Here is a 3,959-nt window from a genome sequence, read left to right on the forward strand (position 1 = left end):
CGCGCGGCCGTCGCGGCCGCACGGACCGGCGCCCGTCACCCCGCGTGTTGCGGTACCGGCGGTACCGGCTTTACTGTCGGGTTATGCGCAAGCTCGTCTGCTCGGCTCCTTCCGCGTGAGCCCCGCTCACTCGGCGTCGCCTTCGGCCCGTTCGCCGATCCACCTCGGTCCCAGGGATGGTTCCGCAGAGCCGGTGCTGATGTTGCACGGGTTCCTGATGTCGCAGACGGTGTGGGAGCCGGTCGCGCCGCGGCTGGCCGACACCGGCCGCTTCGAGGTCTTCGTGCCGACGATGGCCGGGCACAACGGCGGGCCCTACGCGGGCACCTGGCTGCTGAGCTCGTCGGTGTTGGCCGACCACGTCGAGCGCCAGCTCGACCAGCTGGGCTGGGAGACCGCCCACCTGGTCGGCAACTCGCTGGGCGGCTGGGTCGCCTTCGAGCTGGAGCGGCGCGGGCGCGCGCGCAGCGTGACCGGCATCGGCGCCGCCGGCGGATGGACGCGGTGGAGCCCGGTGAAGTTCGAGGTGATCAGCAAGTTCATCGCGGGCATGCCCTTCCTGGCGCTGGCCCGGCTCTTCGGTGAGCGGGTGCTCCGGTTGCCGCTCAGCAGGCGGCTGGCGACCCTGCCGCTCACGGCACGGCCGGACGGCATCAGCTCCGAGCAGCTGTCCGTCGTCGTCGACGACGCCGCGCACTGCCCCGCGTACTTCCAGCTGCTCGTCAAGTCGCTGCTGGATCCCGGCCTGCTGCAGTTGGCCGACACCGCGGTGCCCGTCCAGCTGGTGCTGTGCGAGAAGGACCGCGTGGTGCCCGCGAGCAGGTTCTACCGGCACTTCACCGACTACCTGCCCGAGGGGACGAAGATGACCGAGCTCGACGGCGTCGGGCACGTGCCGATGTTCGAGGCGCCCGACCGGGTGACCGCGGTCATCGCCGACTTCGTCGACGAATGCGCCGCCGGGGCCGACCGGCGTGCGGACCGGCACCAGCCACCGGCTAGCTAGCCAGCCGTTTTTCCAGGTTCTCGGCGATCGAGTTGAGGAATTCCTCGCTGCGCTGCCACTCCTGATCGGGGCCGATCAGGATGGCCAGGTCCTTGGTCATCTTCCCGCTCTCGACCGTGGAGACCACCACATTCTCCAGGGTTTGCGCGAACTCGGTCACCTCGGGGGTGTCGTCCAGCTTGCCGCGGTGCGCCAGTCCGCGCGTCCAGGCGAAGATCGAGGCGATCGGGTTGGTCGAGGTCGGCTTGCCGGCCTGGTACTGGCGGAAGTGCCGGGTGACGGTGCCGTGCGCGGCCTCGGCCTCGACCGTCTTGCCGTCCGCGGTCATCAGCACCGACGTCATCAGTCCCAGTGAGCCGTAACCCTGCGCCACGAGGTCCGACTGGACGTCCCCGTCGTAGTTCTTGCAGGCCCACACGTAGCCGCCCTCCCACTTCAGGCAGGCCGCGACCATGTCGTCGATCAACCGGTGCTCGTAGGTCAATCCCTGCGCCTCGAACTCGTCCTTGAACTCCTCGTCGTAGACGCGCTGGAACTCGTCTTTGAACATGCCGTCGTAGGCCTTGAGGATGGTGTTCTTGGTGGACAGGTACACCGGCCACTTGGCGTTCAGCCCGTACTGCAACGAGGCGCGGGCGAAATCGCGGATGGAGTCCTTGAAGTTGTACATCCCCATCACCACGCCACCGTCGTCGGGGATGGACACCATCTCGTGCACCAGCGGCTCGCTGCCGTCGGCGGGGGTGAAAGTGATTGCGACGGTTCCGGGTTTGTCGACCTTGAAGTTGGTCGACCGGTACTGGTCGCCGAAGGCGTGGCGGCCGATGACGATCGGCTTGGTCCAGCCCGGCACCAGCCGCGGCACGTTCGAGATCACGATGGGCTCACGGAAGATGGTGCCGCCCAGAATGTTCCGGATCGTCCCATTGGGCGAGAGCCACATCTTCTTCAGGTTGAACTCCTGGACGCGGGCCTCGTCGGGGGTGATGGTCGCGCACTTGACGCCCACGCCGTGCCTCTTGATGGCGTAGGCCGCGTCGATCGTCACCTGGTCGTCGGTGCGGTCGCGATGCTCGATGCCCAGGTCGTAGTAGTCCAGGTCGATGTCGAGGTGCGGCAGGATCAGCAGGTCCTTGATGAACTTCCAGATGACGCGGGTCATTTCGTCACCGTCGAGCTCTACGACGCGGCCCTTGACCTTGATCTTGGCTTCGCCTGCCATACCGAGTCCGGCTTCCTGCTTGCGGCCCTAGCCGGTTGAAGCCGCTAGCGCCTCGTTGAATGTCTTGCTGGGCCGCATGATTGCCGTCGTCTTCTCGCTGTCCGGGTAGTAGTAGCCGCCGATGTCGACCGTCTCGCCCTGCGCCTCGGCCAGTTCGGACACGATGGTCTCTTCGTTCTCGGCCAGCGAGTCGGCCAGCGGGGCGAAGTGCTGGCGCAACTCCTCGTCGTCGGACTTCGCCAGTTCGGCCGCCCAGTACAGCGCCAGGTAGAACTGGCTGCCGCGGTTGTCGAGCTCGCCGGTCTTGCGCGACGGGCTCTTGTTGTTCTCCAGCAGCTTGCCGATCGCGGCATCCAGCGTCTTGCCCAGTACCTTGGCGCGCTCGTTGTCGGTCTTGATGCCGATGTCTTCGAAACACGCTCCGAGAGCCAGGAATTCGCCCAGCGAATCCCACCGCAGGTGGTTCTCCTCCACCAGCTGGTGGACGTGCTTGGGCGCCGAACCGCCCGCCCCGGTCTCATACATGCCGCCGCCGGCCATCAACGGCACGATGGACAGCATCTTGGCGCTGGTGCCCAGCTCCAGGATCGGGAACAGGTCGGTGAGGTAGTCGCGCAGGATGTTTCCGGTCGCGGCGATGGTGTCCTGCCCCCGCATCGCGCGCTCGATCGTGTACCGCATGGCCCACACCTGCGGCATGATCTGGATCTCCAGGCCCTCGGTGTCGTGCTCCTTCAGGTACGCCTTGACCTTCTTGCGCAGCTCGACCTCGTGCGGTCGCTCGGTGTCGAGCCAGAACACCACAGTCATGCCGGAGTTACGCGCCCGGGTGACGGCCAGCTTGACCCAGTCGCGGATCGCCTCATCGGTGACGATGGGCATCCGCCAGATGTCGCCCTCCTCCACGTTCTGGGTCAGCAGCACTTCCCCGCTGTCGAGGTCGACGATGTTGGCGACGCCGTCCTCGGGGATCTCGAAAGTCTTGTCGTGCGAGCCGTACTCCTCGGCCTGCTGCGCCATCAGCCCGACGTTGGGAACCGTGCCCATCGTCGTCGGATCGAACTGCCCATGGGTTTTGCAGAAGTTGATGATCTCTTGGTAAATGCGGGAGAACGTGGATTCGGGGTTGACCGCCTTGGTGTCCTTCTGCCGCCCGTCGGCGCCCCACATCTTGCCGCCGGCGCGGATCATCGCCGGCATCGAGGCATCCACGATCACGTCGCTGGGCGAGTGAAAGTTGGTGATGCCCTTGGCCGAATCGACCATGGCCAGCTCGGGGCGGTGTTCGTGGCAGGCGTGCAGGTCGCGGATGATCTCCTCGTGCAGCGACGCGGGCAGCGATTCGATCTTGCTGTACAAGTCGCTCAGGCCGTTGTTGACGTCGACGCCGAGCTCGTCGAAGAGCTCCTGGTGCTTGGCGAAGGCGTCCTTGTAGAAGACCTTCACCGCGTGACCGAAGACGATCGGGTGCGACACCTTCATCATCGTCGCCTTGACGTGCAGCGAGAACATCACGCCGGTTTCGTAGGCGTCCTGCATCTGCTCCTCGTAGAACTCGACGAGGGCCTTCTTGCTCATGAACATGGAGTCGATGACGTCGCCGTCGCGCAGCTCGACCTCGGGCTTGAGCTCCAGGGTCTGTCCGCCCTTGGTCTCCAGCACCATCTTCACGTTGCGCGCGCGGTCCAGCGTCATCGACTTCTCACCGTGGTAGAAGTCGCCGTGCCGCAT

General features: G+C 65.8%; 3 protein-coding genes. 1 reads left to right on the plus strand and 2 read right to left on the minus strand.

The window, feature by feature from the left end:
- The first annotated feature begins 196 nt into the window (after positions 1–196).
- The gene (locus tag A9W96_RS20125; RefSeq protein WP_067142431.1) at positions 197–1,006 is read left to right on the plus strand and encodes an alpha/beta fold hydrolase; all 810 of its coding nucleotides are present in this window, start codon (positions 197–199) and stop codon (positions 1,004–1,006) included.
- On the opposite strand, the gene A9W96_RS20130 is transcribed toward A9W96_RS20125, so the two are convergent.
- Together A9W96_RS20130 and A9W96_RS20135 are read right to left on the minus strand one after the other, a co-directional pair.
- Positions 999–2,228, minus strand: coding sequence for an NADP-dependent isocitrate dehydrogenase (locus A9W96_RS20130; RefSeq protein ID WP_067142425.1), 1,230 nt, complete (start codon positions 2,226–2,228; stop codon positions 999–1,001). The genes A9W96_RS20125 and A9W96_RS20130 overlap by 8 nt on opposite strands.
- A 27-nt stretch (positions 2,229–2,255) precedes the next feature.
- A partial coding sequence (locus A9W96_RS20135) for an NADP-dependent isocitrate dehydrogenase (RefSeq protein WP_067142428.1) occupies positions 2,256–3,959 on the minus strand: 1,704 nt, incomplete at its 5' end.

Source organism: Mycobacterium sp. 1245852.3 (assembly GCF_001669335.1).
GTDB classification, from domain to species: domain Bacteria; phylum Actinomycetota; class Actinomycetes; order Mycobacteriales; family Mycobacteriaceae; genus Mycobacterium; species Mycobacterium europaeum_A.

Bases quoted from the DNA above. Each gene is read 5' to 3' on its own strand.
- A9W96_RS20130 (WP_067142425.1), bottom strand. From the start codon at position 2,228: ATGGCAGGCGAAGCCAAGATCAAGGTCAAGGGCCGCGTCGTAGAGCTC.